19 protein-coding genes are annotated in these 21,907 nt (G+C 73.9%); 15 read left to right on the forward strand and 4 right to left on the reverse strand.

From position 1 onward, the window contains the following. Positions 1–202: 202 nt before the first annotated feature. The 7 genes from acs (at position 203) to ATL51_RS18480 (ending at position 7,302) form a co-directional block, all read left to right on the forward strand. Positions 203–2,179: an acetate--CoA ligase gene (gene acs, locus ATL51_RS18455; RefSeq protein ID WP_073575812.1), complete on the forward strand. Its 1,977-nt coding sequence runs from the start codon at positions 203–205 to the stop codon at positions 2,177–2,179. Positions 2,180–2,252: 73 nt separating this feature from the next. After that, entirely contained in the window at positions 2,253–2,678 is a 426-nt protein-coding gene (arfB, locus tag ATL51_RS18460; protein ID WP_100879347.1) for an alternative ribosome rescue aminoacyl-tRNA hydrolase ArfB, read from the forward strand. A 133-nt stretch (positions 2,679–2,811) separates the two neighbouring features. Beyond that, positions 2,812–3,333, forward strand: coding sequence for a phage holin family protein (locus tag ATL51_RS18465; protein WP_073575814.1), 522 nt, complete (start codon positions 2,812–2,814; stop codon positions 3,331–3,333). A gap of 6 nt (positions 3,334–3,339) precedes the next feature. Further along, positions 3,340–4,290: an alpha/beta fold hydrolase gene (locus ATL51_RS18470; protein ID WP_100879348.1), complete on the forward strand. Its 951-nt coding sequence runs from the start codon at positions 3,340–3,342 to the stop codon at positions 4,288–4,290. 50 nt (positions 4,291–4,340) lie between these two features. Beyond that, positions 4,341–5,609: a phosphoribosylamine--glycine ligase gene (gene purD, locus ATL51_RS18475; protein WP_100879349.1), complete on the forward strand. Its 1,269-nt coding sequence runs from the start codon at positions 4,341–4,343 to the stop codon at positions 5,607–5,609. 198 nt (positions 5,610–5,807) lie between these two features. Then, positions 5,808–6,017, forward strand: a complete 210-nt coding sequence (locus tag ATL51_RS28340; protein ID WP_139282823.1) for a hypothetical protein — start codon at positions 5,808–5,810, stop codon at positions 6,015–6,017. Positions 6,018–6,183: 166 nt separating this feature from the next. After that, the gene (locus ATL51_RS18480; RefSeq protein WP_202416648.1) at positions 6,184–7,302 is read left to right on the forward strand and encodes an aminotransferase class I/II-fold pyridoxal phosphate-dependent enzyme; all 1,119 of its coding nucleotides are present in this window, start codon (positions 6,184–6,186) and stop codon (positions 7,300–7,302) included. Between the two features lie 7 nt (positions 7,303–7,309). Here ATL51_RS18480 and ATL51_RS18485 read toward each other — a convergent pair whose 3' ends face one another. From ATL51_RS18485 to ATL51_RS18495, 3 genes are all read right to left on the reverse strand, one after another. Then, entirely contained in the window at positions 7,310–9,460 is a 2,151-nt protein-coding gene (locus tag ATL51_RS18485; RefSeq protein ID WP_100879350.1) for a YhgE/Pip domain-containing protein, read from the reverse strand. Next, the gene (locus ATL51_RS18490) at positions 9,457–10,407 is read right to left on the reverse strand and encodes an ATP-binding cassette domain-containing protein (protein WP_208623027.1); all 951 of its coding nucleotides are present in this window, start codon (positions 10,405–10,407) and stop codon (positions 9,457–9,459) included. The genes ATL51_RS18485 and ATL51_RS18490 overlap by 4 nt, the downstream gene beginning before the upstream one ends. 354 nt (positions 10,408–10,761) lie before the next feature. Then, positions 10,762–11,817, reverse strand: coding sequence for a threonine aldolase family protein (locus ATL51_RS18495; protein WP_301549264.1), 1,056 nt, complete (start codon positions 11,815–11,817; stop codon positions 10,762–10,764). Positions 11,818–12,039: 222 nt separating this feature from the next. Between ATL51_RS18495 and ATL51_RS18500 the strand changes: the two genes are divergently transcribed. The 3 genes from ATL51_RS18500 to ATL51_RS18510 are packed head-to-tail and all read left to right on the forward strand — an operon-like array spanning position 12,040 to position 14,959. Continuing rightward, positions 12,040–12,624: a TetR/AcrR family transcriptional regulator gene (locus tag ATL51_RS18500; protein WP_073575818.1), complete on the forward strand. Its 585-nt coding sequence runs from the start codon at positions 12,040–12,042 to the stop codon at positions 12,622–12,624. A 53-nt stretch (positions 12,625–12,677) separates the two neighbouring features. After that, complete coding sequence (gene purB / locus ATL51_RS18505; protein ID WP_208623028.1) at positions 12,678–14,105, forward strand: adenylosuccinate lyase; 1,428 nt, start codon at positions 12,678–12,680, stop codon at positions 14,103–14,105. Further along, positions 14,102–14,959 carry a phosphoribosylaminoimidazolesuccinocarboxamide synthase gene (locus tag ATL51_RS18510; protein WP_100879353.1) on the forward strand — a complete coding sequence of 286 codons (858 nt, stop codon included), beginning with the start codon at positions 14,102–14,104 and terminating at the stop codon, positions 14,957–14,959. The genes purB and ATL51_RS18510 overlap by 4 nt, the downstream gene beginning before the upstream one ends. 398 nt (positions 14,960–15,357) lie before the next feature. Here ATL51_RS18510 and ATL51_RS18515 read toward each other — a convergent pair whose 3' ends face one another. Further along, a complete protein-coding gene (locus ATL51_RS18515; protein WP_100880795.1) occupies positions 15,358–16,308 on the reverse strand; it encodes a sugar-binding transcriptional regulator in 951 nt (316 codons plus the stop codon). A 154-nt stretch (positions 16,309–16,462) separates the two neighbouring features. Between ATL51_RS18515 and ATL51_RS18520 the strand changes: the two genes are divergently transcribed. Genes ATL51_RS18520 through ATL51_RS18540 form a run of 5 tightly spaced genes read left to right on the forward strand, consistent with a single transcriptional unit; the run spans position 16,463 to position 21,836 of the window. After that, positions 16,463–17,554 (forward strand): alcohol dehydrogenase catalytic domain-containing protein, encoded by a 1,092-nt coding sequence (locus tag ATL51_RS18520; protein WP_100879354.1) that lies wholly within the window; start codon positions 16,463–16,465, stop codon positions 17,552–17,554. 10 nt (positions 17,555–17,564) lie between these two features. Beyond that, positions 17,565–18,887 carry an RbtT/DalT/CsbX family MFS transporter gene (locus ATL51_RS18525; RefSeq protein WP_100879355.1) on the forward strand — a complete coding sequence of 441 codons (1,323 nt, stop codon included), beginning with the start codon at positions 17,565–17,567 and terminating at the stop codon, positions 18,885–18,887. Beyond that, on the forward strand, positions 18,884–20,611 hold the full coding sequence (locus ATL51_RS18530) for a dihydroxyacetone kinase family protein (RefSeq protein ID WP_100879356.1): 1,728 nt from the start codon (positions 18,884–18,886) through the stop codon (positions 20,609–20,611). The genes ATL51_RS18525 and ATL51_RS18530 overlap by 4 nt, the downstream gene beginning before the upstream one ends. Next, a complete protein-coding gene (locus tag ATL51_RS18535; protein ID WP_073575825.1) occupies positions 20,608–21,114 on the forward strand; it encodes a ribose-5-phosphate isomerase in 507 nt (168 codons plus the stop codon). Before ATL51_RS18530 ends, ATL51_RS18535 begins: the two co-directional genes overlap by 4 nt. Beyond that, on the forward strand, positions 21,114–21,836 hold the full coding sequence (locus ATL51_RS18540) for a GolD/DthD family dehydrogenase (protein ID WP_100879357.1): 723 nt from the start codon (positions 21,114–21,116) through the stop codon (positions 21,834–21,836). Before ATL51_RS18535 ends, ATL51_RS18540 begins: the two co-directional genes overlap by 1 nt. The last annotated feature ends 71 nt before the right edge of the window (positions 21,837–21,907 follow it).

The raw sequence follows: 21,907 nt of genomic DNA on the forward strand, positions 1-21,907 counted from the left end.
GTGACGCACCGGGGAGTGGCCCCCGACCTGCGCGGACGGTCAGGTGCGGCCCCTGTGGCCTGTCCGTACCTGTCCCGACAGACGGTGCACGGGCCACGACGTTTCACTAGCGTCATACGGCACACGTGCGCGCACACCGAGTGCGCCCGAGGCCGCCACGCCGGCCCGAAGTGACCCGCCGCGTCGAGGAGGACACGAGGACATGGCCGAGTCCGAGAAGAGTTCTGCGCTCAGCGCACTCTCCACCGAGAGCAGGGCGTTCCCGCCGTCGGAGGAGTTCGCGTCGCAGGCGAACGCCACCGCCGACTGGTACGACCGCGCCGACTCCGACCGCGAGGGGTTCTGGGCCGAGCAGGCCGACCGTCTGCACTGGACGACGAAGTGGGACACCGTCCTGGACTGGGAGCCCCCGTTCGCGAAGTGGTTCGTCGGCGGCGAGCTCAACGTCGCCTACAACTGTGCCGACCGGCACGTCGAGGCGGGCAACGGCGACCGCGTCGCCATCCACTGGGAGGGTGAGCCCGGCGACTCCCGCACCATCACCTACGCCGACCTGCAGCGTGAGGTCTCCAAGACCGCGAACGCGCTGACCGAGCTGGGCGTCGGCAAGGGCGACCGGGTCGCCATCCAGCTGCCGATGATCCCCGAGGCCGTGTTCTCGATGCTGGCCTGCGCCCGCCTGGGTGCGCTGCACAGCGTCGTGTTCGGCGGGTTCTCCCCGGGCGCGCTCAAGGCGCGCATCGAGGACGCCGAGGCCAAGGTGCTGATCACCAGCGACGGCCAGTACCGCCGCGGCAAGCCGGCTCCGATGAAGGAGAACACCGACGAGGCCGTCGAGGGCACCTCGATCGAGAAGGTCCTCGTCGTGAAGCGGACCGAGACCGACGTGCCGTGGACCGACGGCCGCGACGTGTGGTGGCACGACGCCGTCGACGGTGCCTCCGACCAGCACACCCCGGAGTCCTTCGACTCCGAGCACCCGCTGTTCATCCTCTACACCTCGGGCACCACCGGGAAGCCGAAGGGCATCCTGCACACCTCCGGCGGCTACCTCACGCAGTCCGCCTACACCCACGACGTGGTGTTCGACCACAAGCCGGGCGAGAGCGTCTACTGGTGCACCGCCGACATCGGCTGGGTCACCGGGCACACCTACATCGTCTACGGGCCGCTCGCGAACGGCGCCACGCAGGTGATGTACGAGGGCACGCCGAACACCCCGCACGAGGGCCGGCACTGGGAGATCGTCGACAAGTACAAGGTCTCGATCTACTACACCGCCCCGACGCTGATCCGCACGTTCATGAAGTGGGGCGAGGACATCCCCGCGAAGTACGACCTGTCCTCGCTGAAGGTGCTCGGCACGGTCGGCGAGCCGATCAACCCCGAGGCCTGGATGTGGTTCCGGGAGAAGATCGGCAAGGAGAACTGCCCGATCGTCGACACCTGGTGGCAGACCGAGACCGGCTCGCAGATGATCGCGCCGCTCCCGGGCGTCACCGCGACCAAGCCCGGCTCGGCCATGCGTGCGCTGCCGGGCATCTCCGCCACGGTCGTCGACGACACCGGCACCCCGGTCGGCAACGGCGAGGGCGGCTACCTGGTCCTCGACAAGCCGTGGCCGTCGATGCTGCGCGGCATCTGGGGCGACACCGAGCGCTACAAGGACACCTACTGGTCCCGCTTCGCCGAGCAGGGCTACTACTTCGCCGGTGACGGCGCCAAGTACGACGACGACGGCGCCATCTGGCTGCTCGGCCGCGTCGACGACGTCATGAACATCTCCGGGCACCGCATCTCGACCACCGAGGTGGAGTCGGCGCTGGTCAGCCACCCGACGGTCGCCGAGGCCGCGGTCGTGGGCGCCTCCGACGAGACCACCGGCCAGGGGATCGTCGCGTTCGTCATCCTGCGCGGGAGCGCGTCGAAGGACGAGGCGAAGGGCGAGGAGGCCATCAAGGCGCTCCGCGACCACGTCTCCAAGGAGATCGGCCCGATCGCCAAGCCGCGCCAGATCCTGGTCGTGGAGGAGCTGCCGAAGACCCGCTCCGGCAAGATCATGCGCCGCCTGCTGCGCGACGTCGCCGAGAACCGGGACGTCGGCGACGTCTCGACCCTCGCCGACTCGTCGGTGATGGACCTGATCTCGTCCGGCATGAGCGAGTCCAAGGAGGACTGACCCTCCGGTCCCGGCGGCCCCGGGCCCGTGTTCACCGCACGGGACCCGGGGCCGATCGGCGACACTGGTCGGTGTGGACGACCCGATCGAGGTGCGGCGGGGCTTCGTCGTGCCCGCCCGCGAGCTGCGCTGGCGGTTCTCCCGTGCCTCGGGGCCCGGTGGGCAGGGCGTCAACACCACCGACTCGCGGGTGGAGCTGTCCTTCGACCTCGCGGCCTCGCCGAGCGTCCCCGACGACCTGCGCGACCGCGCCCTGTCACGGCTGGCGAACCGGCTCGTCGACGGCGTGCTCACCGTCGTCGCCTCCGAGCACCGCAGCCAGCTCCGCAACCGCGAGGCCGCCCGCGGGCGGCTCGCGACCCTGCTCGGCGAGGCGACCGCGGCGGGCCCGCGCACCCGTCGCCCGACCCGTCCGACGCGCGGTTCGCAGCGTCGCAGGCTCGACGCCAAGAACCGGCGCGGGCAGATCAAGAAACTGCGCGGCCGCCCGGACGAGTGAGGCCGTGTCCCCGGCGTGGCGCAGCCGAGCGGGTCGCCGGACCCCGTGGCACGATGGCGGCTCACCGAACGACGGCCGTCCGGGGGATCCCCAGCGCCCCGGGCAGGCGAGTGCACCAGCAGGAGGGAAGACGGTGGCCAGCAACAGCCAGTCGGGCAACGCGGAGGTTCCGCCGGTCCTGCCCTCGATCCCGCTCACGAACGAGCCGGGGCCGCGCGACGCGTCCCTCGGTGCCCTCGCGAAGGACGTCACCACCCACCTCTCCACCCTGGTCCGGTCGGAGGTGGAGCTCGCCAAGGCCGAGGTCACGGCCGAGGTGAAGAAGGGCGTGCAGGGCAGCGTCTTCTTCGTGATCGCGGCGGTGGTCGGGCTGTTCAGCCTGTTCTACCTGTTCTTCACCCTGGCCGAGTTCCTGTCGCTGTGGCTCAACCGCGCCGCGGGCTTCGGGATCACGTTCCTGTTCATGCTGCTCGTCGCCGGCCTGTTCGGCTTCCTCGGCTACCTGCGGGTCCGCAAGATCCGCAAGCCCGAGCGCACCATCGACTCGCTCAAGGACTCCGCCCAGGTGCTCGCCCAGCGCGGTCACCGCGGTGACCGCGACAACGTCCGCGAGATCGCCGACGGCACCTCCGGGCGGCACGCCGCCGCGGGCTGATCCGGCGTGTCCGCGACGACCGGTACCCCGCCCGACCCCTCGGTCGTCCGGGTGCCCGGTCCGTGGACGCACCGCGCGGTGTCGGCCAACGGCATCCGCATCCACCTCGCCGAGTACGGCCCGCCGACCGGCCCGCTGGTCGTGCTGCTGCACGGCTTCCCGGAGTTCTGGTGGACCTGGCGCCACCAGCTCCTCGCCCTCGGCGGCGCCGGCTACCGGGTCGTCGCGCCCGACCTGCGCGGCTACGGCGACACCGACAAGACCCCCCGCGGCTACGACCTGTGGACCCTCGCCGGTGACTGCGCCGGGCTGATCCGGGCGCTCGGGGAGCCGCGTGCCCACGTCGTCGGGCACGACTGGGGTGCCGCCATCGGCTGGACGGTCGCCACGCTGCACCCGCGGCTGGTCGTCTCGCTCACCGGGCTCGGGGCGCCGCACCCGGTCGTCATGCGTGACGCGGTGCTGCGCGACCCGCTCGGGCAGGGCCGCGCGAGCCGCTACATGGCCGGGTTCCAGCTGCCGCGGCTGCCGGAGCGTTCGCTGCGTGCCGACGGCGGCGCCCGGGTCGGGCGGATCATGCGGGCGTGGGCGGGGCCGGAGTGGGCCGCCACCACCGACTTCGCCGACGCCGTCGCCCGCAACGCCGAGGCGATGCGGATCTCCACCGTCGCCCACTGCAGCCTCGAGTACTACCGCTGGTCGATGCGTTCCCAGGTGCGCCCCGACGGCCGCCGGTTCGCCCGCGAGCTCTCCCGGCCGGTCGGGGTGCCGGTCCTGCAGGTGCACGGCGCCGACGACCCGTGCGTGCTCGACACCACCATGCGCGGCGACGAGCGGTTCGCCGGCGCCGGGCTGACCCACCACACGCTCCCGGCCACCGGGCACTTCCCGCAGCAGGAGCACCCCACCCACGTCACCGCGCTGATCGGGGCCCACCTGCAACGCTGCAACGGCTGAGCGGACACCGGTTCCCCGTCGTCCGACGTGCACGGATACGCTCGGCCACCGTGCGGATCCTGATCGTGGGAAGCGGTGCGCGAGAGCACGCCATCGCCGTGGCTCTGGCGCAGGACCCGGAGGTGACGGCGCTCGCTGTCGCCCCCGGCAACGCGGGGACGGCCGCGGTGTCCGAGCAGCTCGGGCTCGACGTCACCGACAACGGCGCCGTCGTCGACGTGGCGCGGACCTGGCAGGCGGACCTGGTGGTCGTCGGGCCGGAGGGCCCGCTGGTCAACGGTGCGGCCGACGCGGTGCGCGAGGCCGGCATCCCCTGCTTCGGTCCGAGCGCCGAGGCGGCTCGGATCGAGGGGTCCAAGGCGTTCGCGAAGGCCGTCATGAGCGCGGCCGGGGTGCCGACGGCCTCGTCGGTCGTCGTCGACAACCCGGCGCACCTCGACACCGCGCTGTCGGTGTTCACCCCGCCCTACGTCGTCAAGGACGACGGGCTGGCCGCGGGCAAGGGCGTCGTCGTGTCCGGCGACATCGAGGTGGCCCGCGCGCACGCCCTCGGGCTGCTCGACGCCGGCCACCCGGCGCTGCTGGAGTCCTTCCTCGACGGGCCCGAGGCGTCGCTGTTCTGCCTCGTCGACGGCGCCACCGTGGTGCCGCTGCTGCCCGCGCAGGACTTCAAGCGCGTCGGCGACGACGACTCCGGCCCCAACACCGGTGGCATGGGCGCCTACTGCCCGCTGCCCTGGGCGGGCGAGGACCTCGCCGAGGAGCTGGTCACCCGGGTCGTCGCGCCGGTCGCCGAGGAGATGGTGCGCCGCGGTACCCCGTTCACCGGGTTGCTCTACGCCGGTCTCGCGCTGACCTCGCAGGGCCCCGCGGTCATCGAGTTCAACTGCCGCTTCGGGGACCCGGAGACCCAGGCCGTGCTGGCACTGCTGCGCACCCCGCTGTCGCAGCTGCTGCTCGCCACCGCGACCGGCACCCTCGCCGACCAGCCCGCGATCGAGTGGGCCGACGGGTCGGCGGTGACGGTCGTCGTCGCCGCGGATGGCTACCCGGCCACCCCGCGGCTCGGTGACGTCATCAGCGGCGCCGACGGGGAGGGCGTGCTGCACGCCGGTACCCGTCGCCGCGACGACGGCGCGGTCGTCTCCTCCGGCGGGCGCGTCCTGTCGGTCGTGGGCACCGGCTCCGACCTCGCCGCCGCCCGGGCCGAGGCCTACGCCCGGCTGGAGCCGGTCCGCCTCGCGGGTTCGCACCACCGCACCGACATCGGGCTGAAGGCCGAGCGCGGAGAGGTCAGCGTGCCCGTCACGCAGGCCTGATGTTGCGCGGGCGTTACCGCCGTATGGCGTAACCCCCATAGTCCGAATGGCCTGACCTGGGCCTCCGTACCTCATTGTTCGATGATCATGAAGAGCCGGTAAAACCGGACACCAGGGTTTGATCTCCACCGGTTCGTCGAGGAATCGTCCTGTGGCACAGGGACACAGCCCGTGTCCCTGAACCACAGGAGGATCACCATGGCCCACGCTCCCCAGCAGGCCCGTCGTCGTCGCGCCCTCGCCCTCGTGGGTGGCGTCGTCGCCGCGCCGCTCGCCGCCCTGGCGCTCACCGGCACCGCGCAGGCGGCCGAGCTGACCCCGGTCGCCGAGTACCTCGACGACACCGTCGCCGACACCGACGCGCAGATCGGCGCCGTCGTCGACGCCCTGGGCTTCGAGGCCGAGTGACACCGGGCGGGCCCCGCGTCCGCCCCGGTTCGTGACCGACCGCGCGCCCGGGAGTGGGCTCCCGCCCGGGCGCGCGGTCCGGTCCCGTGCCGGGCCGCCGCCTAGGCTCGGCGGCGTGACCCGCCTGACCGTCGCCGCCCGTGCCGCCGTCGCCCCGTTCCACGTCATGGACGTCTGGGCGGCCGCCGCCGAACGGGCCCGCACCCACGGCGACCTGATCAACCTCTCGGCCGGTCAGCCGTCGACCCCGGCGCCGGAACCCGTGCGCGCGGCCGCCGTCGCCGCGGTGCAGTCGGAGGTGCTCGGTTACACCGTCGCCCCCGGCATCGCGGAGCTGCGCGAGGCCGTCGCCGGGCACTACCGGCGCACCCGGGAGCTGGAGGTCGACCCGGGCGACGTCGTGCTCACCACCGGGTCCTCCGGCGGGTTCCTGCTGGCTTTCCTCGCCGCGTTCGACGCGGGTGACCGCGTCGCCATGGCCCGCCCCGGCTACCCCTGCTACCGCAACATCCTCGCCGCGCTGGGCTGCGAGGTCGTCGAGCTGCCGTGCGGGCCGGCGACCCGGTTCCAGCCCACCGTGGAGATGCTGGAGGCGCTCGACGAGCCGGTGAAGGGCCTGATCGTGGCCAGCCCGGCGAACCCCACCGGAACCGTCCTCGACCCCGCCGAGCTGGCGGCGCTCGCGTCGTACTGCGAGGAGCGCGGCATCCAGCTCGTCAGCGACGAGATCTACCACGGCATCACGTTCCCGGGCAGCCCCGCGACGAGCAGCGCCTGGGAGACCTCGCGGGAGGCCGTGCTGGTCAACTCGTTCTCGAAGTACTTCTCGATGACCGGCTGGCGCCTCGGCTGGCTGGTGTGTCCGCCGCGGCTGCGCCGCACCGTGGAGGGGCTGGCCGGCAACTTCACCGTCTGCCCGCCCGCGCTGCCCCAGCACGCGGCGCTCGCCGCGTTCGACGAGGCGAGCTACGCCGAGGCCGACTCCCACGTCGTGCGCTACGGCCGTAACCGGGACCTGCTGCTCGACGGCCTGCGCGGGCTCGGGATCACCCGGCTCGCCCCCGCCGACGGCGCGTTCTACGTCTACGCCGACATCGCGCACCTGCTGCGCGAGGGCGAGGACTCGATGGCCCTGACCTACCGGCTGCTCGCCGACACCGGCATCGCCGTCGCACCGGGGCAGGACTTCGACCCGGTCGACGGCGGCGCCTACATCCGCTTCTCCGGCGCCGGGACGCCCGAGGGCATCACCGAGGCGCTGGAGCGGCTGCGGGCCTGGGTCTGAGCCGGCCTCAGAGCACCAGCTCGGGCTTCACCGCCGTCGCCGTCCACACCCGCTTGCGGTATGCCGCGAACGTCGCCAGCGCCAGCGCCCCGACGAACCAGGCCAGCAGCACCGGCACCGCCGTCCCGACGACACCCGCCAGCTCGCCGCCGTACATCAGGTGGCGCAGTGCGTCGACGGCGTAGCCCATCGGCATCACGTGGTGCACCGGGTAGAGCGGCCCGGGGATGGTCTGCCACGGGAACGTTCCGCCCGCCGAGACGAGCTGCAGCACCATCAGGACGAGCCCGAGGAACTGCCCGACCGCGCCGAGCAGGGCGTTGAGGGCGTGCACGATCGCGGTGAACGTCATCGAGGTCAGCCACAGCAGCGCCAGCGTCGCGAACGGGTGCACCGGGGTGATCCCCAGCAGCAGCGACACCACCGCGTACATGCCGGTGACCTGCACGACTCCCAGCAGGCCGGCCGGGATCCAGCCGCCCAGCGCGATCCGCAGCGGGCTCTGCCCGGCCGCGATCGCCCGTCGGGACAGGGGCTGGACCAGCAGGAACAGCACGTAGCCGCCGATCCAGGTGGCGAGTGCCATGAAGAACGGGGCCAGCCCGGCGCCGTAGGTGTCGGCCTGGGAGTAGGCGACGTCGCGGGTGGCGACGGGGTCGCCGATGTTCGCGGCGGTGGCCTCCCGGACGCCCGGGGCCGGGTTCGGGATGTCGTCCAGGCCCGAGGCCAGGCCGTCGTGCAGCCGCGTCGCGCCGGTGGCGAGCTCACCGGTGCCCGAGTCGAGCCGGCGCGCCCCGTCGGCGAGCCGGTCGGTCCCGTCGACCGCGGTGCGCTCCCCGGCGACGAGCCGGTCCGCCCCGGTCCGCAGCGCGGTGGCGCCGGTGGACAGCTGCGTGGCGCCGTCGGAGAGCTTCCGGACGCCGCCGGACAGCTCGGTCGCGCCGTCGCGCAGGGTCCCGGCGCCGTCGGCGGCGCTCGCGATGCCGCGGCTGAGCTGCGGGGCCGACGCGGCGAGCTGCTCGGCGCCGTCGGCGACCCGCCCCGCGCCGGAACCGAGGCGGTCGAGCTGCCCGGACACCTGCTGGACGCGGGCGTTGCCGTCGACCAGCGGCTGCTTCGCGGTCGACAGCGCGGCCAGGGCCTGCTGCACCTGCTCGTCGGTGAACCCGCGCTCGCGCAGGTTCGCGGCGATGGTGCCGTCGGCGGCGTCGAGCTGGTCGGCCAGCCGGGCGCTCTCCTGCGCGACCCGGTCCCCGGCCGCGGCCAGCTGCGCGTTGCCGTCGGCGACCTGGCGGGCGCCGTCGGCGAGGCGCCGCGACTGCGCGGGCAGGTCGGCGGTGGCCTGGCGCAGGGTGCCCAGCCCGGTCGCGAGCTCCCCGGCGCCCGAGGACAGCCGGTCCGCGCCGGACGCGGCGGTGCCCGTCCCCGTGGCGAGGGTCCCGGCCCCGGTCGCGAGCTCGCCCGCGCCGCCGGAGAGCTGCTGGGCGCCGTCGAGGAGCGTCCGCTGCCCGGTCGCCAGCTCACCGGCGCCGGACGCCAGCCGGGCGGCCCCGTCGTGGGCGGTGGCCGCGCCGTCGGCGAGCTTCCCGGCGCCGTCCGCGGCCTCCTGGGTCCTGGTGTGGATCGTGGAGAAGCCGGTGAGGAACCGGTCCGCGGCCTGCGTCCCGACCTCCTTGGCGACCGACTCGCGGACCCGGGTGGTGAGGGTGTCGGCGATCGTGCGGGCCAGGTAGTTGTTGGCGTCGTTGGTGGTGAGCACGAGGATCCCCTGGCGCGGGGTGAACTCGCCGGAGGACTGCAGGGCCGCGGTGAAGTCGCGCGGGATCGACACGGCGAAGGTGTAGACGTTGTCGCGGACGCCGCGGTCGGCCTCGGCGGCCGAGACCCGGTGGAAGTCGAACGAGCCGGAGTCGGTCAGCTCCGTCGCGACGTCCTGGCCGACGTTCTGCGCCTTCCCGTCGGCGTCGGTGCCGCCCGCGTCGTCGACGACGAGCGCGGCGGGCACCTGGTCCAGGCGGGAGTAGGGGTCGCCGTTGGCGTAGAGGTAGAAGCCCGCGTAGAGCATCGGGATCATCAGCAGCGCGAGCACGGCCAGGACCGGCAGCCGCCCGGCGGTGATCCGCCGCAGCTCGCTGATCGCCATCCGGATCGCGCTCATGAGGTCCGCTCCGTGCTCTCGTCGCCGTCGGTGGTCCCGGGGGTGAGGTCGGACCCGGGCAGGATCGCCGTGCCCGCGTCCCGCGGGGGCTCCCCGGTGCCGGGCGGCGGAGCGTCCGCGGTCCCGGCGGGGCGGCGGCGCAGCAGCCGCCGGGTCCAGCCCTGGGGCAGGTCGTCGGCCCCCTGCGGTGCGACGACGGTCAGCGGCCCCGTCGGGTCCTCGGGCCTGCTGTGCCGCCCGGGGGGCTCCGGCAGCGCGCCGGCGTCGCCCCCGCCGAGCCGCACAGCGGGCACCCCCAGCAGCGCCGCCGACCCCTCGGTGCAGGTCACGACGACGGCGAACCCGGCGCGGGCGTGCTCGGAGGCGACCTGCCACCAGGTCACCGGGGTGCCGCCGTGCCGGTCCGGCGCGGTCAGCACGAGCACCCGCACCCCGGGCCGGGACGCGGCCAGCGCGGTCATCAGCCCGATCCGCACGGGCGCGGGCACGTCCTCGAACCGCGAGCGCACCCAGGTCTGCGCGCCCCGCGCGCCCAGCCACTCGGTCACCGCCCGCGGGGTGGTGCCGCGCCCGGCCATCGCCAGCTCCTCGCCGACGACGGTCCGCAGCGGCAGCACCGGCTCCGGCTCGCTGACCCCGGGCGTGTCGACGACGGCGACGGCGCGACGCAGGCGGCGCGGGTCGTCGTCGCCGTCGAGGGTGACGGTGCCGTGGTCGGGCCGCATCCGCCCGGCCAGCGCCAGCGCCAGCGCGGTGTGCCCGGAGCCGGGGGTGCCCGCGACCAGCAGCACCGAGCCGGGGACGGTGCGCAGCGAGGTCGACGCGAGCAACACCCCGTGGGTGCCGTCGACGGCGACGCCCTCGGCGACGAGCGCGGCCTCGGGGGCGCCCTCGGGGACGGCGGTGGCCTCGGTATCGGGAGCGGGCGAGGGGGCGGAGCTGCTCATGACGGTCCTGCTGTCCTGGGCGCCCCGGGCCGCACGACACCCGGCGATCGCGGGTCCGCGCAGCTCACCGGCACCGGTCGTGGGTCGGAGCCACCGGCGCCCGGCGGTGCGTACGCACGGGCGCGACGGCGGCGGAAGCCTAGGCCGACGCCTGCTCCGGCGTCCGGCCGTCGCCCAGTGTGGACCCGATCGTGCGGGCCGACTTGACCTCGGACGACAGTGAGTTGACCCGGCGCGACACTGTGACGGCGGCGACGAGCGACGCCCGGAGCGTCCGGCCCGGGCGCTCCGGTGCCGGGGGCGGAGGGCGACCCGGAGCGCCGGCGGAGGGCGGCGCGGGGTGGGACCGGGGGCTCAGCCGCCGAGGGCGGTGCGGGGCAGCGGCGCAGGGCCGCCGGGGGAGCCGGTGCTGGACGGGCCGACCTCGCCGATCCGGTCCAGCGCCGCCTTGATGTGCTTGTCGCCGACGTCGCGGTGGGTCATCAGCCGCAGCTTGCCCGCGATGGCGCCGGCGCGGACACCGGCCTCGGCGAACGCGGCGATCGTGCCGCGCACGTCGGCCACGTCCACCAGCACGATGTTGGTCTGCGGCTCGCGGACCCGCCAGCCGCGCTCGCGCAGTCCGGCGGCGAGCCGCGTCGCCAGGTCGTGGTCCTCGGCGAGCCGGTCGATGTCCTCCAGCGCGACGAGCCCGGCCGCGGCCAGCACCCCGCCCTGCCGGACGCCGCCGCCGAGCATCTTGCGCAGCCGCCGGGCGTGCTCGACGAACTCCGCCGACCCCGCGACGACCGACCCGACCGGCGCGCCGAGCCCCTTGGACAGGCACACCGCGACCGTGTCGGCGCCGACGGTCAGCGCGCCCGGCGGGACCCCGAGCGCGACCGCGGCGTTCCACAGCCGGGCGCCGTCGAGGTGCACCGAGAGCCGGGCGGCCCGCGCCGCGGCGGCGACGGAGGCGTGCTCCTCCGGTGCGGTCACGGTGCCGCCCGCGGAGTTGTGGGTGTTCTCCAGGCACAGCAGCACCGGGCGCAGGGAGGCGTAGGAGCCGTCGTCGGCGGCGGCCCGGCGCACAGCGGACGCGGTGACCTTGCCGGGGCCCGCGTCGTGCGGCAGCGGCCGCGGCATCCCGCCGGCCAGCCACGCGGCCGTGCCCAGCTCGAAGTCGAGCACGTGCGCGCCCTGGGGGGCGAGGAAGGAGTCACCGCGGCCGAGCCTGCTCATCAGCGCGATCAGGTTCGCCATCGAGCCGGTGGGCGTCCACAGCGCGTCGGCGGCGCCGAGCAGGCCGGCGACCCGTTCCTCCAGCTCGCGCATGGTGGGGTCGCCGTCGAGCACGTCGTCGCCGACCTCGGCCTCGGCCATCGCCCGGCGCATCGCCTCGGTCGGCAGCGTGACGGTGTCCGATCGCAGGTCGACGGGCTCGCCGGGGGCCGGGGCGGCCGCCGCCCCGCGCGCACCACCGCGCGGTGACCAGCGGCTTCTGGGTGACGGACGCACACCACCAGTGTGTTCCATCCCCGCGGCGGTGAGAACGGCAGGGTCACGAAACGGTCACGGTCACCCCGTCCGACCTGGGCGTCGAGTCCGGTATCTCACTCGTCCGGACGGGCCCCGTCTTGGCACTATGTGGCGATGGCGGCCCCGAAGCAGACCGAGAAGGGTGAGCGTCGCCGCGCCCTGCTCGTCGCGGCGGCCGCGGAGCTGCTCGCCGAGAGCGGGTTCGACGCGATCCGGCACCGTGCCGTCGCCGAGCGCGCCGGGGTGCCGCTGGCGGCCACGACCTACTACTTCTCCTCGCTGGAGGACCTGGTGTCCGCCGCGCTCGACCGGCTGGCGCACACCGAGCTGGCCGACGCCCACGACTGCCTCGCCCGGCGCGACGACCCGGCCGAGATCGTGCTCGACCTGCTCCTCGGGCCGCGCTCGCGCACCGACGGCCTCGACGCCGTCCTGGGCCGGTTCGAGCGGCTGATCGGGTCCGGCCGGCGCCCGTTCCTGGCCGGGCTGCTGCGCGCCCAGCGCGTCGAGTTCGACGCCCTGCTCGACGAGGCGCTCACCCGCGCGACCGGCCGTCGCCCGGGGCCGGGGGAGGTCCGCAGGCTCACCGCGCTCGTCGACGGCGTCGTGCTCACCGCGCTGATCGAGGCCGACCCCGACCCGCGCGCGGTCGGCCGGAAGGCGCTCCACGAGGTGCTGGAGTCGTTGCCCCGGGTGTGAGGCCGCGCTCCCGCCGGTCACAGGGCCCCCACCAGCCATTATCATCGCGCCACGTGATTCCCAACGTGCTGGCCGCGCGCTACGCGAGCCCCGAGCTGGTCCGCCTCTGGTCTCCGGAGTACAAGATCCAGCTGGAGCGACGGCTGTGGATCGCGGTGCTCCGCGCCCAGCGCGACCTCGGCATCGAGGTGCCGTCGTCGGTCGTCGACGACTACGAGGCCGTCGTCGAGCAGGTCGACCTGGGCTCGATCGCCGCCCGCGAGCGCGTCACCCGGCACGACGTGAAGGCCCGCATCGAGGAGTTCAACGCCCTCGCCGGCCACGAGCACGTGCACAAGGGCATGACCAGCCGCGACCTCACCGAGAACGTGGAGCAGCTGCAGATCCGGCTGTCGCTGGAGCTCGTCGCCGACCGGACCGTCGCGGTCCTGGCGCGGCTCGGGCGTCGCGCGTCGGAGTACGCCGAGCTGGTCATGGCCGGGCGCAGCCACAACGTCGCCGCGCAGACCACCACCCTGGGCAAGCGGTTCGCCTCCGCCGCGGACGAGCTGCTCGTCGCGCACGCCCGCCTGGAGGACCTGCGCTCGCGCTACCCGCTGCGCGGCATCAAGGGCCCGATGGGCACCAGCCAGGACATGCTGGATCTACTGGGCGGCGACACTGAAGCCTCGGTGAAGCTCGAGGACCTGGAGCAGCGCGTCGCCACCCACCTGGGGTTCGCCGAGGCGTTCACCAGCGTCGGGCAGGTCTACCCGCGCTCGCTCGACCACGACGTCGTCACCGCTCTGGTGCAGCTGGCGGCGGCGCCGTCGTCGCTGGCCACGACGATCCGGCTGATGGCGGGCGCCGAGCTCGCCACCGAGGGCTTCGCCCCCGGCCAGGTCGGGTCCAGCGCCATGCCGCACAAGATGAACGCGCGTTCCGCGGAACGCATCAACGGCCTCATGGTGATCCTGCGCGGCCTGTCGGTCATGACCGCCGAGCTCGCCGGCTCCCAGTGGAACGAGGGCGACGTCTCCTGCTCGGTGGTGCGCCGCGTCGCGCTGCCGGACGCGTTCTTCGCCCTCGACGGCCTCTACGAGACCACGCTGACCGTGCTCGACGAGTTCGGCGCCTACCCGGCCGTGATCGCCCGCGAGCTCGACCGCTACCTGCCCTTCCTCACCACGACCGCGGTGCTGATGGCCGCCGTCCGCGCCGGGGTCGGCCGGGAGACCGCGCACGAGGTCATCAAGGAGCACGCGGTCGCCGTCGCACTGGCGATGCGCGAGCAGGGCCAGGCCGACAACGACCTCCTCCAGCGTCTCGCCGGCGACGACCGGCTCGGCCTGCCCGCCGGCACGCTGGACCGGCTGCTGGAGGACCCGCTGCGGTTCACCGGCGCCGCGTCCGCGCAGGTCGCGGCGGTCAACGAGAAGATCGCGGCGATCACGGCGAAGCACCCCGAGGCCGCCGCCTACACCCCCGGAGGGATCCTGTGAGGCTCGTCCACTCCGGCAAGGTCCGCGAGCTCTACCTCGACGAGTCCCGCGACCCGGCCCAACTGCTGCTCGTGGCCTCGGACCGGCTGTCGATCTACGACGTCGTGCTCCCGACGCCGGTCCCGGACAAGGGCGCGATCCTCACCGCGCTGTCGCTGTACTGGTTCGAGCGCACCGGCGACCTCGTGCCCAACCACGTCATCGGCACCGACGACATCCCCGACGGGTTCGCCGGGCGCGCCGTCCGCTGCCGTCCGCTGGAGATGCTGCCGGTCGAGTGCATCGCCCGCGGCTACCTCACCGGGCTCGGACTGAAGGAGTACCAGCGCACCGGCGCCGTCTCCGGCGTCACGCTGCCCGCCGGCCTGGTCGAGGGCTCGAAGCTCCCCGAGCCGATCTTCACCCCGACCACCAAGGCGCCGGTCGGTGAGCACGACGAGTTCATGACCTTCGACGACGTCGTGGCGCAGCTGGGCGCCGACACCGCGGCCCGGCTGCGGGACCTGACCCTGGAGGTCTACCGGCGCGGCGCCGAGTCCGCGGCCGAGGGCGGGATCATCGTCGCCGACACCAAGCTGGAGTTCGGCCGGGACACCTCCGGCGAGATCGTCCTCGGTGACGAGGTGCTCACCCCGGATTCGTCGCGGTTCTGGCCCGCCGACTCGTACGAGCCCGGCCGGGTCCAGTTCTCCTTCGACAAGCAGTACGTCCGCGACTGGTCCGCCGGGCTGGACTGGGACCGCACCGCCCCCGGCCCCGAGGTCCCCGACGAGGTCGTGAAGGTCGTCCACGACCGCTACGCCGAGGTCTACCGCCGCATCACCGGCACCCCCTGGGTGTCGCCCACGGCCTGACCCCGGCCGCACCCACACCCCTTGTCCGGCATTCACACCCCTCTCGACGGGTGTGGACGTCGGGCAAGGGGTGTGAACGTCGGGTGTGATCGGCTCGTCGGCGGGACCGGTCGTGCGGCACGCCCTTCTGGGCCGAACCCGCTTACCCGGTAAGCGAGTTCTCGGCCGACCACAGCGGACCGTGGAATGGTCGTCCGGGCGGCGGTCCGACCCGAGCGCCCGCCCTCCGGAATCCGCTTACCGGGTAGGCAGATCTGCGGACGGGCAGGAGCTCGGTGTGACGGCGCAGTGTGCTCCCGTGTGCCGAGCCGGCCGGCGACGCCTACTCGGAACCGGGTGGATGACGCGGTCTGCGATCACGAACATGTGCTGCCCCGCCGTCCGACGTCGTCGGTGGGTCAGACGGGGCCGAGGGCGTCGAGCAGGGCCTGGGCGGTCGGGGTGTCGGTCACCAGGCGGTTGAACAGGCCCGCCCGCGCCCCGCCGACGATGCTCGGCACCTTCTCCTCCCCGACGGCGACGGCGATCGTCCGCGGCACCCGTCGCAGTTGCTCCGGGGAGATCCGCACCATCCGGTCGCTGCCCGGGAAGGCGATCGGGCGGCCGTCGGCGCGGTAGAAGTTCAGGCAGACGTCGCCGACGCCGTCCTGGAGGCCCTCGTCGTCGAGCGGGACCGAGGTCGAGATCGACGCGCGGCCCGCGGGCGGGGCGCCGACACCGACCAGCGCGGCCTGTGCGCGCATCCAGAACCCGGTGACCCGCCGGAACTCCGGGTCCTCGGCGAGCGTGCGGCTCATCGCCGGTGACGGCATGGCCTGGGTGAACAGGAAGTGCGGGCGTCCGTGTCCGCGTTCGGCGACCGACCGGACGATCTCGTTGGTCTGGTGCCACGCCTCGGGTTCGGCGACCCCACCGACGGTCGGCACGATCTCGCAGCCGGCCAGCGCGGGCAGCGTGGTGTGGCTGAGCTCCCACACGGTGCGCCCGGACGAGACGAGCAGGACGTCGCCGGCGCGCAGCCCGGCCTCCCGCAACGCCTCGCCGACCGGCTCGGCGAGCGACTGACCGAGGTCGGTGGTGGGCCGTGGGGCCAGCCACACCCGGTCCAGCCCGAGCGCGGCGGCGAGCCGGGGTGCGTCGTCGCCGCCGGTGTGCAGCGAGTCCGGGTCGTGCACGGTGATCTGCACGATCCCGACCCGGCGGGCCTCGGCGAGCAGCCGGGAGACGGTCGGACGCGACACGGTGAGCCGGTCGGCGATCGCGGCCTGGTTGAGCTCGTCGACGTAGTACAGCCGCGCGGCCCGGTGCATCAGCCCCAGATCGCGCCGGGAGACGTCGTGCGGCGCCATCGCCACCTCCTCCGCCGGTCCGGATCGGTACCAGTCAAGCGTACTGCACGTTTGTTCAAGTCGGAACCGATGTGTTGACGGATGTTCACATCGGAACGCATGCTCAAGGCCAGTCGCATGCAGCACCCCGCATGGCACCAACGGAGGTTTCGTCGTGGGAGAGAACATCCCGACCCGGATGCAGGCGGTCGTCGTGCACGGCCCCGAGGACTACCGGCTGGAGGAGGTGGACGTCCCCCGGCCCGGCCCCGGCGAGCTGCTGATGCAGGTCGAGGCCGTCGGCGTGTGTGCCAGCGACCTGAAGTGCTACCACGGCGCCGCGAAGTTCTGGGGCGACGAGAACCGCCCCGCCTGGGCCCAGACCGGTGTCACGCCCGGTCACGAGTTCGTCGGCCGGATCGTCTCCGGCGACGACGAGGGCCTCGCCCTGCACGGCGTGTCCGTCGGTGACCGCGTCGCCTGCGAGCAGATCGTCCCGTGCGAGCAGTGCCGCTACTGCCTGCGCGGCCAGTACTGGATGTGCGGGCCGCACGACATGTTCGGCTTCCGGAACTTCGACGGCGCGATGGCCCAGTACATGCTGGTCCCCACCCGCGCCCGGGTGCACCGGGTCTCACCGGACCTGGAGCCGCAGCACGCCGCGTTCGCCGAGCCGCTGTCCTGCGCACTGCACGCCGTCGAGCGCGCCACCATCTCCTTCGACGACGTCGTGGTCGTCGCCGGGTGCGGCCCGATCGGCCTCGGCCTGATCGCCGGCGCCCGCGCGAAGAACCCGCGGCTGCTGATCGCGCTCGACCTCGACGACGAGAAGCTGGAGCTCGGCCGCCGCACCGGCGCCGACCTCACGATCAACATCTTCCGCGAGGACGCGGTCGCCCGCGTCAAGGAGCTCACCGACGGCTACGGCGCCGACGTCTACCTGGAGGGCTCGGGCGCCGTCCCGGCCGTCGCGCAGGGCCTGAACCTGCTGCGCAAGCTCGGCACCTACGTCGAGTACTCGGTCTTCGGCTCCGAGGTCACCGTGGACTGGTCGATCATCTCCGACGACAAGGAGCTCGACGTCCGCGGCGCCCACCTCGGCCCGCACTGCTGGCCCGCCGCGATCAAGATGCTGGAGGACGGCAAGCTCCCGATCTCCGACATCTGCACCCACCAGGTGCCGCTCGCGGAGTTCCAGAAGGCCCTCGACCTCGTCGGCGACACCTCCGGTGCGTCGGTCAAGGTCTCGATCCTCCCGAACGCCTGAGGGGGCGACGATGAGCAGCGCCGCTCCGCAGCACGAGACCTTCCTCGACCGCATCGGCATCCCGCACTCCCTGCGCTGGGGCTTCCTCGGCGTGCTGGTCTTCATGACCGGCAACGGGACCGAGTCCAACTTCATCTCCCCGCACATCGAGGCGGTGCTCGGCTCGCCCGAGGCCACCGTCGCGACGATCATCACCGGCTACAGCCTGGCCGTGCTCGTCGCCAGCTACCTGTCCGGCGCGCTCGCCGACCTGTGGGGCCCGCGCCGCGTCATGACCCTCGGCGTCGCCGTCTGGGTCGTGTTCGAGGTGCTGTTCCTGCTGAGCCTGCAGATCGGCAGCCTCCCGCTGGTCGCCGCCACCTACTTCCTGCGCGGCTTCGGCTACCCGCTCTTCGCGTTCGCGTTCCTGGTGTGGATCAACGTCGTCACGCCGTACTCGCGCAACGGCGTCGCCGTCGGCTGGTTCTACGTCATGTTCACCGGCGGTCTGCCCACCCTGGGCTCGCTGTTCGCGCTCGGCATGATCCCGGCCTTCGGCGGGGGCACCGGCGGCGAGACCGCCGCGATGGTCGGGTCGACCGCGCTCGTCGTCGCCGGGTACCTGATCGCCCGCTTCGGGGTGCACGAGCCGCACGCCACCCGTCGGCTCGCGCCGGCCGGGGAGACCACCGGCCAGGTCCTCAGCGCCGGGCTGCGGCTCACCGCGGCCAACCCGAAGATCCTCATGGGCTTCCTGGTCCGGCTGATCAACACCGCGCCGCAGTACGGCATGTTCATCATCCTGCCGACGGTCATCGCGGTGGACCTCGGCTGGGGCCAGAGCCGCTGGCTGACCATGACCGTGTTCGTCTACGCGACGAACATCCTGGTCAACGCGGTGTTCGGGGCCGTCGGCGACCGGTGGGGCTGGCGCCGCACGGTGCAGTGGTTCGGCGTCTTCGGCTCCGCCGTCGGCCTGCTGCTGTGGTGGTACGTCCCGCAGCTCGTCCCGGCCGGCTCGACCTGGGGCTTCTGGGTCTCGGTCGCCGCGGGCTGCGTGTTCGGTTGCCTGCTCGCCGGGTTCGTCCCGATGGGCGCGATCATGCCCGCGCTCGCACCCGACCACAAGGGCGCCGCGATGGCCATGTACACCACCGCCGCCGGCGGTGCGGCCTTCCTCGGTTCGGGCGTCGTCGCCCTGATGCTCGCGCTCGGCACCGGCAACGTCGGCGTCGTGTGGGCCTTCGTCGCCCTCTACGCCGCCGCCTTCGTCATGGTCTCGTTCCTCGACGTCCCACAGGGCGCCCCCGACCCGCGCGCCGCCGTCGCGACCCCGGTGAAGGAGACATCGTGACCAGGATCTACGACGACCCCGCCGAGTTCGCCGACGACCAGCTCGCCGGCTTCCTCGACCTCTACGCCGACCGTGTCCGAGGGGTGCACGGCGGCGTGGTCGCCCACCGTGGCGACGGCGACCCGCAGGTCGCCGTCGTCATCGGGGGCGGCTCCGGCCACTACCCGGCGTTCTGCGGGACGGTCGGGCCGGGGATGGCGCACGGCGCCGTCGTCGGCAACATCTTCACCTCGCCGTCGGCGGCCCAGGCGTACTCGGTCGCGAAGGCCGCCGACCAGGGCCGCGGTGTGGTCTTCAGCTTCGGCAACTACGCCGGCGACACGATCAACTTCGGGATCGCGGCCGACCGGCTGCGGGCCGAGGGCATCGACACCCGCATCGTGGTCGTCACCGATGACGTCGCCTCCGCAGAGGAGGAGTCGCGGCGCCGCGGGATCGCCGGCGACTTCACCGTGTTCAAGGCGATGGGTGCCGCCGCCGCGCGCGGCGCGGACCTCGACGAGGTCGAGCGTCTCGGCCGCGCCGCCAACGCCGCCACCCGCAGTCTCGGCGTCGCGTTCACCGGCTGCACGATGCCCGGCGAGGACGAGCCGCTGTTCTCGGTGCCCGAGGGGCATCTCGGGCTCGGCCTGGGCATCCACGGCGAGCCCGGCATCCGCGACGTCCCGATGCTGCCCGCCCGCGAGCTGGCGGAACTGCTGGTCGACGACGTCCTGAAGCACGCACCGGCGGGCGCCCCCGGCCGGGTCGGGGCGATCCTCAACGGGCTGGGCACCACGAAGTACGAGGAGCTGTTCCTGCTGTGGCGCCACGTCGCGCCGCGGGTGCGCGACGCCGGGTACGAGATCGTCGACCCGGAGGTCGGCGAGCTCGTGACCAGCCTGGACATGGGCGGCTGCTCGCTCACCCTGATGTGGCTCGACGACGAGCTGGAGCCGCTGTGGCGGGCGGACGCCTACACCCCCGCCTACCGCAAGACCGCCGCGCCGCTGGCGGCGCTGCGCGAGCCGACCGCCGACGAGCTTGCCGAGGCCGACGCCGTCGTCACCGCACCCGCGGCGAGCGACGCGGCCCGGGACCTCGCGGGCACCGTCCGCGCCGCGCTGGCCGCGGTGGAGTCGACGATCCGCTCCCACGAGCACGAGCTGGGCCGGATCGACGCCGTCGCGGGCGACGGCGACCACGGCCGCGGCATGCTCAAGGGCATCACCGCCGCCACCGCCCGGGTCGGCGAGCTCGGTGACGACGTCGGCGGCGGCTGGGTGCTGCAGCAGGCCGGGCAGGCCTGGGCCGAGCGCGCCGGCGGCACCTCCGGGGTGCTGTGGGGCGCAGCGCTCGAGGCGCTCGGGCGGCACCTCGGCGACACCGCCGCGACCTATCCGGCCGCGACCGTCACCGCCGGGGCCCGCGAGTTCGCCACGACGATCCAGCAGCTCGGCGGGGCGCAGGCGGGGGACAAGACCCTGCTCGATGCGCTGCTGCCCTTCGTCGAGGAACTGGAGCGCCGGGTCGGCGGCGGCGAGGGCCTCGCCGCCGCGTGGACGGCCGCCGCCGCGACCGCGACCACCGCTGCCGGTGCAACCGCCGACCTCCGGCCCCGGATCGGCCGGGCCCGGCCGCTGGCCGAGAAGAGCGTGGGCACACCCGACGCCGGGGCGACCAGCCTCGGCCTGATCGTCACGGCCGTCGCCGACGTCCTGACGTCGCAGAAGGAGCAGACGTGAGCGAGAAGCTGCGCATCGTGGTCGGCGCCGACGACGCCGGCTACGAGTACAAGGAGCGACTGAAGGCCGACCTGGAGGCCGACGACCGCGTCGCCGAGGTGGTCGACGTCGGCGTCGCCGCGGACGGGCACACGGCCTACCCGCACATCGGCGTCGCCGCCGCCCGCAAGGTCGCCGACGGCGAGGCCGACCGCGGCCTGCTCGTCTGCGGGACCGGGCTCGGCGTCGCGATCTCGGCGAACAAGGTGCCCGGCATCCGCGCGGTCACCGCGCACGACCCGTTCTCCGTCGAGCGCTCGGTGAAGTCCAACAACGCGCAGGTCCTGTGCATGGGTCAGCGCGTGGTCGGGATCGAGCTGGCCCGCATGCTGGTCGCCGGCTGGCTGGACCACCGGTTCGACCCGGGCAGCGCGTCGGCGGAGAAGGTCGCCGCGCTCGACTCCTACGACCGGCGCGACGGCGAGCGCCTCGCCGAGGCGGAGACCGTCGGGACGGACTGCTGATGTTCGACCTCACCGGCTCGGTCGCCCTCGTCACCGGAGCCGCGTCCGGGATCGGGGCAGAGGTGGCCCGCGCACTCGCCGGGCAGGGCGCCGTGGTCGCCGCCGCGGACCTGCGTACCGACGGCGTCCCGGAGGTCTGCGCGTCGACCCACGTCGTCGACGTCGCGGACCCCGACGCCGCGGCGGCCTGCGTCGAGGAGGTCGTCGCCCGGCACGGCCGGGTCGACGTACTGGTCAACTCGGCCGGGATCGCGCTGCTCGCCCCCGCCCTGGAGCTGCGGACCGAGGACTGGCGCCGCACCCTGGACGTCAACCTCACCGGGTCCTGGCTGATGGCGCGCGCCGCGGGCCGGGTCATGGTGGAGCGCGGGTACGGCCGGATCGTGAACCTCGCCTCGCAGGCGGCGAGCAGCGGGCTGGAACAGCACGCCGCCTACTGCGCGTCCAAGGCAGGGATCAACGGGCTCACCCGCACCCTCGCCGTCGAGTGGGGACCGCACGGGGTGACGGTGAACGCGGTGTCGCCGACGGTCGTGCTCACCGACCTGGGTCGCGCGGCGTGGGACAACCCGGCCGGGGACGCGCACCGCGCCGAGATCCCGGCGCGACGGTTCGCCGAGCCGTCGGAGGTCGCCGCGGCCGTCGTGTACCTGGCCTCGGCGGAGGCCGCGATGGTCAACGGCGCCGAACTACGGGTGGACGGCGGGTTCACGGCCCGCTGAGAACGCCCGCCGATCGTCGTCCGCGCGATCCGGTGACGCCACGCGGGGTTCACCTCGGTCGGGTCGGATGG

It is taken from the genome of Pseudonocardia alni, from assembly GCF_002813375.1.
GTDB lineage: Bacteria > Actinomycetota > Actinomycetes > Mycobacteriales > Pseudonocardiaceae > Pseudonocardia > Pseudonocardia alni.

Excerpts from the sequence above, each read along its gene's own strand:
- ATL51_RS18540 (WP_100879357.1), top strand. The coding sequence starts at position 21,114 with ATGTTCGACCTCACCGGCTCGGTCGCCCTCGTCACCGGAGCCGCGTCC.
- ATL51_RS18515 (WP_100880795.1), bottom strand. The coding sequence starts at position 16,308 with ATGGCGCCGCACGACGTCTCCCGGCGCGATCTGGGGCTGATGCACCGG.
- ATL51_RS18500 (WP_073575818.1), top strand. The coding sequence starts at position 12,040 with ATGGCGGCCCCGAAGCAGACCGAGAAGGGTGAGCGTCGCCGCGCCCTG.
- ATL51_RS28340 (WP_139282823.1), top strand. The coding sequence starts at position 5,808 with ATGGCCCACGCTCCCCAGCAGGCCCGTCGTCGTCGCGCCCTCGCCCTC.
- acs (WP_073575812.1), top strand. The coding sequence starts at position 203 with ATGGCCGAGTCCGAGAAGAGTTCTGCGCTCAGCGCACTCTCCACCGAG.
- ATL51_RS18490 (WP_208623027.1), bottom strand. The coding sequence starts at position 10,407 with ATGAGCAGCTCCGCCCCCTCGCCCGCTCCCGATACCGAGGCCACCGCC.
- ATL51_RS18485 (WP_100879350.1), bottom strand. The coding sequence starts at position 9,460 with ATGAGCGCGATCCGGATGGCGATCAGCGAGCTGCGGCGGATCACCGCC.
- ATL51_RS18480 (WP_202416648.1), top strand. The coding sequence starts at position 6,184 with ATGGACGTCTGGGCGGCCGCCGCCGAACGGGCCCGCACCCACGGCGAC.
- ATL51_RS18525 (WP_100879355.1), top strand. The coding sequence starts at position 17,565 with ATGAGCAGCGCCGCTCCGCAGCACGAGACCTTCCTCGACCGCATCGGC.